The sequence below is a fragment of the Kitasatospora sp. NPDC059571 genome, from assembly GCF_042735675.1.
In the GTDB taxonomy this organism is placed as follows: domain Bacteria; phylum Actinomycetota; class Actinomycetes; order Streptomycetales; family Streptomycetaceae; genus Kitasatospora.
The window spans coordinates 1-6,277 of record NZ_JBHWBW010000463.1 but is presented as its reverse complement, the minus strand read 5'-3'; the positions used below and the strand labels follow the sequence as shown (position 1 = coordinate 6,277).

Sequence of the window (6,277 nt, the reverse complement as noted above, 5' to 3'; positions counted from 1 at the left end):
CGTCGGCAGCGTCCGCGAGTCGGGAGTGCACGGCCACGGTGCAGCGGCCGTCGGCATCGAGGGCGCCCAGGCGCAGCTGGAACCGGACCGCGTCGCTCTCCGGCACGATCAGCGGCGCCTCCAGCGTCAGTTCCTCCAACAGCCCGCAGCCGACCTGCTCGCCGGCCCGAACCGCCAGCTCCACCAGGGCCGTTCCGGGCAGCAGTACGGTGCCGGCGACGGCATGGTCCGCCAGCCACGGCTGGGCCGCAGTCGACAGCCGCCCGGTGAACAGGAGCCCGTCCCCCTCGGCCAGCGGCACGGCGGCCCCCAGCAGCGGGTGGTCGGCCGCGCTCAGCCCGGCCGCGCCGACATCGCCCGGCGCGCCGGCGTCGCCCAGCGGCCAGTACCGCTCGCGTTGGAAGGCGTAAGTGGGCAGGTCGACGGCCCGTGCGCCCCGTCCGGCGAACACGGCCGGCCAGTCCAGCGCTGTCCCGGCCACGTGCAGGCGGCCCAGGCAGGCGGCCACGGCGTTGTTCTCCGGGCGGTCGCGGCGCAGGGCCGGTACGAGAACGGCGTCGCTCTCCCCGGTGAGGCACTGCTCCGCCATGGCGGTCAGCGTGCCGTCCGGTCCCAGTTCCAGGAACGTCCGCACGCCTTCGGCCTCCAGCGACCCCACGGCGTCGGCGAAGCGGACGGCCTCCCGGACGTGCCGCACCCAGTACTCGGGATCGGTCAGCTCAGCAGAGACGAGCGAGCCGGTCAGCGTCGAGACGATCGGGATCCGCGGCTCGCTGAAGGCCAACTCGGCCGCCACGGACCGGAAGTCCGCCAGCATGCCGTCCATCAGCGGCGAGTGGAACGCATGGCTGACGGTGAGCCGCCGCGCCTTGCGGCCCTGCGCCTCCCAGTCCGCCACGAGCTCCAGGACCGAACGCTCCTCGCCCGAAACCACCAGTGAGTCCGGCCCGTTGACGGCGGCGATGCCCAGCTCGTCCTCACGGCCGATCAGCAGCGGCAGCACCTCTCCCTCGGCTGCCTGCAGGGCTGCCATGGCACCGCCGCGGGGCAGGGCCTGCATCAGCCGACCGCGGGCCGCCACCAACTTCACGGCGTCCGGCAGGGAGAACACGCCCGCGACATGAGCGGCAGCCAGTTCGCCGATCGAGTGACCGGCCAGGAAGTCAGGCCGCACACCCCACGACTCGACCAGCCGGAAGAGCGCCACCTCGACGGCGAACAGCGCCGGCTGGGTATACCCCGTCTCGTGGATCAGCTCGGCATCCGCCACCGCCTCACGCAGCGGACGGTCCAACAGCGGGTCCAGCTCCGCGCACACCGTGTCGAACGCCGCCGCGAACACCGGATGAGCGGCATACAACTCCTCGCCCATCCCGACCCGCTGACTGCCCTGCCCGGTGAACAGGAACGCCGTCCGGCCACCGACCGCCGTGCCGACGACCGCCTCCGACCCGCCGTCCGCCAGCGACGCCAGCGCGGTCAGCACCTCATCCCGATCCCCCGCCACCAGCGCCGCCCGCTGCTCGAAGGACGACCGCGTCGTCGCCAGGGACAGCGCCAGGTCGGCCACCGCCACCTCGGGACACACCGCAAGGAACTCCCGCAGCCGCGCGGCCTGTCCGCGCAGCGCCTCCCCGGTCCGGCCCGACAGCACCAGCGGCAGCGGCGCACGCGTGCCCGCGGCGGCCGGCGCCGGCTCCTCCACGGGTGCCTGCTCGATGATCGTGTGGGCGTTGGTCCCGCTGATGCCGAAGGAGGAGACGGCGGCCCTGCGTGGGCGTCCGGTCTCCGGCCACGGTCGGGCCTCGGCGAGCAGTTCCACCGCCCCGGCCGACCAGTCGACGTGCGAGGACGGCTCGCCCACGTGCAGGCTCTTGGGCAGCACGCCGTGCCGCATCGCCATAACCATCTTGATCACACCGGCCGCACCCGCCGCCGCCTGGGTGTGCCCCAGGTTCGACTTCACCGAGCCGAGCCAGAGCGGACGGTCCTCCGCACGTCCCTGACCGTACGTCGCCAGCAGCGCCTGCGCCTCGATCGGATCGCCCAGCGTGGTGCCCGTGCCATGGGCCTCGACGACATCCACCTCATCGGCCGTCAGGCGGGCGCTCGCCAGGGCCTGCTGGATGACCCGCTGCTGGGACGGGCCGTTCGGGGCGGTGAGGCCGTTGGAGGCGCCGTCCTGGTTGACGGCGCTCCCGCGGACGACCGCCAGGACCGGATGCCCGTTGCGCCGCGCATCGGACAGCCGCTCGACGAGCAGCATGCCGACGCCCTCGCCCCAGCCGGTGCCGTCCGCATCGTCGGAGAAGGCCTTGCACCGCCCGTCCGGCGAGAGGCCGCGCTGGCGACTGAAGTCCACGAAGGTCGCGGGTGTCGCCATGACGGTGACGCCGCCGGCCAGGGCCAGCGAGCACTCGCCGGAGCGCAGCGCCTGGATCGCCCAGTGCAGCGCCACCAGCGAGGACGAGCAGGCCGTGTCGACGGTGACGGCCGGGCCCTCCAGCCCGAAGGTGTAGGAGAGGCGGCCGGACGCGATGCTGCCCACGCCGCCGCTGCCCATCGAGCCCTCGGCGCCACCGGTCGCGGCCTGCGCCAGGCGGGTGGCGTAGTCGTGGTACATCACACCGACGAACACACCGGTCCGGCTGCCGCGCAAGCCCGCCGGGTCGATGCCGGCCCGTTCAAAGGCCTCCCAGGAGGTCTCCAGCAGCAGCCGCTGCTGCGGGTCCATCGACATCGCCTCCCGCGGGCTGATCCCGAAGAAGCCCGGGTCGAACGCCGCCGCGTCGTGCAGGAACCCGCCCTCGCGGGTGTACGAGGTGCCCTGGTGGTCCGGGTCCGGGTGGTACAGCTGCCCCAGGTCCCAGCCTCGGTCGGCGGGGAAGCCGGAGACCGCGTCACGGCCGTCCGCGACCAGCCGCCACAGGTCCTCGGGGGTCTCCACCCCACCGGGGAAGCGGCAGCTCATCGCCACGATCGCGATCGGGTCGTCCTCGGCGCCGGTGGCGACGGGGACGGGGACGGACGTGCTGGCGTCCGCCTCCCGAAGGCCGAGGAGCTCCGTCCGCAGCTTCCGGGCCAGCACCTCGGGGCTCGGGTGGTCGAAGACAAGGGTCGCGGGCAGCCGCAGGCCCGTGACCGCGTTCAGGCGGTTGCGGAGCTCCAGCGCGCTGAGCGAGTCGAACCCGAGCTCGCGGAAGGCCCGCGTCGGATCGACCGCCTCCGCACCGCCGTATCCGAGCACGGCGGCGGCCTCGGTGCGTACGGTGTGCAGGAGTTCGCGGTGCTGGTCGGCCGCGGCCAGCAGGGCCAGCCGCGCTGCGAGCGCCGAGCCGCCACCCGTAGTGGTGCCCGCAGAGGCCGCCCTGCGGGCAGCCGGCCGCACCAGGCCCTGCAGCAGGGGCGGCACCGCAGCCGGATCCGTCGCACGGGATCGCAGCGCCGCCAGATCGAGGCGGATCGGCACCAACGCCGCGTCCTCGGCCCGCAGGGCGGCGTCGAAGAGGCCCAAGCCGTCGGCCGTGGACAGCGCCTGCACGCCACCGCGGGCCATCCGCTGCACGTCCGCGTCGTCCAACCCGGCCGCCATGCCGCCGCCGTCCTCCGCCCAGAGTCCCCAGGCGAGAGCGGTCGCCGGCAGCCCGGCGGCACGCCGGTGCTCGGCGAGGCCGTCCAGGAAGGCGTTGGCGGCGGCGTAGTTCGCCTGACCGGCCGCTCCGAACACACCGGCCGCGGAGGAGAACAGCACGAACGCGGCGAGCGGACGGTCCTTCGTCAGCTCGTGCAGGTTCCACGCCGCGTCCACCTTCGGCCGCAGCACGGTCTCCAGCCGCTCAGGCGTAAGGGAGGGAACGATGCCGTCATCCAGCACGCCCGCCGTGTGGACGACCGCGGTCAGCTCCACACCCTCCAACACCGCCGCCAGCGCCGCACGATCCGCGACATCACACGCAGCGAACGCCACCTCGGCGCCCAGGCCGGTCAGCCCGGCCGCCAACTCCGCAGCGCCCGGGGCGGCTTCGCCACGACGCGATACCAACAGCAGACGACGAGCCCCGTAGTCCGTCACCAGGTGACGACTGAACAATGCCCCCAGAGTGCCGGTCGCACCCGTCACCAGCACCGTGCCCTCGGGCTCCAGCACCGGAGCGGAACCCTCGCCCGCAGCGGCACGCGCCAGACGCGGCACGAGCGCCACCCCACCGCGCAACGCCACCTGCGGCTCACCGCACGCCAGCACCCGCTGGAGCAGCCCCACCTCCGCGTCGCCGTCCTGGTCGACCAGAACGATCCGGCCCGGATTCTCCGACTGCGCCGAACGCAACAGACCCAGTACCGCAGCCGCCGCAAGGTCATCCCCGGTCCGGGCACCCCGGGTCACCACCACCAGACGCGAATCCGCGAAGACGTCCGCCGCCAGCCACTCCTGCACCAGCGCCAACGCCTCCCGCACCGCCGTCCGCACCACCTCGGCGGACAGCTGCGCCCCGAAGAGCGGGACGACCAGCGTGCTCGGCACGGCGGCGGCAGCCGCCGCGGCAGCCAGATCGGGGAAGCAGACCGCGCCCGGCAGGCCCAGGCCGTCGTCGCCGAGCACTCCGATCGCCTCAGCCGGCCCGTCGGCCGGCAGCGCCACCGGTACCCAGTCCTGGCGGAAGAGCGACTCGTGGCCGCCCGGGGCCGTGAACTTCTCGGCGGCGAAGGGGCGGAGGACCAGCGACCCGACCAGGGCGACCGGCCGGCCGGTGGCGTCGGCCACCGCCAGCGACACGGCGTCGGGGCCGGCCACGGCCACGCGTACACGCAGTACGTCCGCGCCGGACGCGTACAGCGAGACGTCCGACCAGGCGAACGGGAGCCGGGCCTGCCCGGTCTCGGGCAGCAGTCCGCCGAGCCCGACCGCGTGCAGGGCGGCGTCCAGGAGGGCGGGGTGCACACCGAAGGACCCGGCGTCCGCCTGGGCCTCAGCGGGCAGCGCCACCTCGGCGAGGATCTCACCGTTACACCGCCAGGCCGCACGAAGGCCCTGGAAGACCGGGCCGTACTCGAGTCCGGCGGCCGCCAGTGCCTCGTACAGCCCGTCGACCGGGATCGGCTCCGCGCCGGTCGGCGGCCACTGCGCGAGGTCGAAGGAGGCGGGGGCCGCTGCGGGTGCCAGGAAGCCCGTCGCGTGGCGGGTCCACGGCAGGTCGGGCCAGGCGTCGTCGGCGCCGTCCTCCTGCGGTCGCGTGTGCAGGCTCAGCGGCCTGCGGCCCTCCTCGTCGGGCTCCCCCACCGTCAGGCACAGCTGGACGGCGCCCGTCGCCGGGAGAACCACGGGTGTCTCCGCGGTGAGCTCTTCCAGTCGGCTGCACCCCACGTGGTCGCCGGCCGCGATGGCCAGCTCGACCAGGGCAGTGCCGGGGAGCATCACCCGGCCCGCGACGGCGTGGTCGGCCAGCCAGGGGTGCGTCCGCACGGACAGCCGACCGATGAACAGCCGCCCGTCCAGCTCGGGCACCGACACGGCCGCGCCGAACAGCGGGTGCGCGACCGCACCGAGGCCGGCCGCGGTGACGTCCCACGCGTGATCGGCGCCGCTGTCCAGCCAGTAGCGCTCGCGCTGGAAGGCGTAGGTGGGCAGGTCGACCCGGCGTGCGCCCGTTCCGGCGAAGACGGCCTGCCAGTCCGGCCTGACGCCGCACACGTGCAGCTGCGCGACGGCGGTGGTGAAGGTCAGCGGCTCGCTGCGGTCGCGACGGAGTGCGGGGGTGAGAACGGCCCCGGAGTCCTCGGCGAGGCACTGCTCCGCCATCGCGGTCAACGTCTCGTCGGGGCCCAACTCAAGAAACGTCCGGACGCCTTCGGCCTCCAGCATCTGCACGGCGTCGGCGAAGCGGACGGTCTCCCGGACGTGCCGCACCCAGTGGTCCGGGTCGGTCAGCTCGGCCGAAACGAGCGTGCCGGTCAGCGTCGACACGATCGGGATCCGCGGCTCCGCGAAGGCCACCTCAGCGGCAACGGCACGGAGGTCCGCCAGCATCCCGTCCATCAAAGGCGAATGGAAGGCGTGACTGACCGTCAACCGCTTCGACCTGCGTCCGGCCAGCCGCTCGACCACGGCCAGGACCGCGTCCTCGGCACCCGAAATCACCACCGACGTAGGCCCGTTGACCGCCGCGATGCCAACGGTCTCGGTCAGCAGCGGCAGCACCTCCGCCTCGGACGCCTCCACCGCCACCATCGCACCACCACGCGGCAGCGCCTGCATCAACCGACCCCGCGCCGCCACCAG

Annotated in this window: 1 protein-coding gene; it reads right to left on the bottom strand. The window is 74.1% G+C overall.

The genetic code is table 11. The features are described from left to right. Positions 1 to 6,277, bottom strand: a 6,277-nt coding sequence (locus ACFV0G_RS32915) for an SDR family NAD(P)-dependent oxidoreductase (protein ID WP_380555929.1), incomplete at both ends; no start/stop codon positions are given.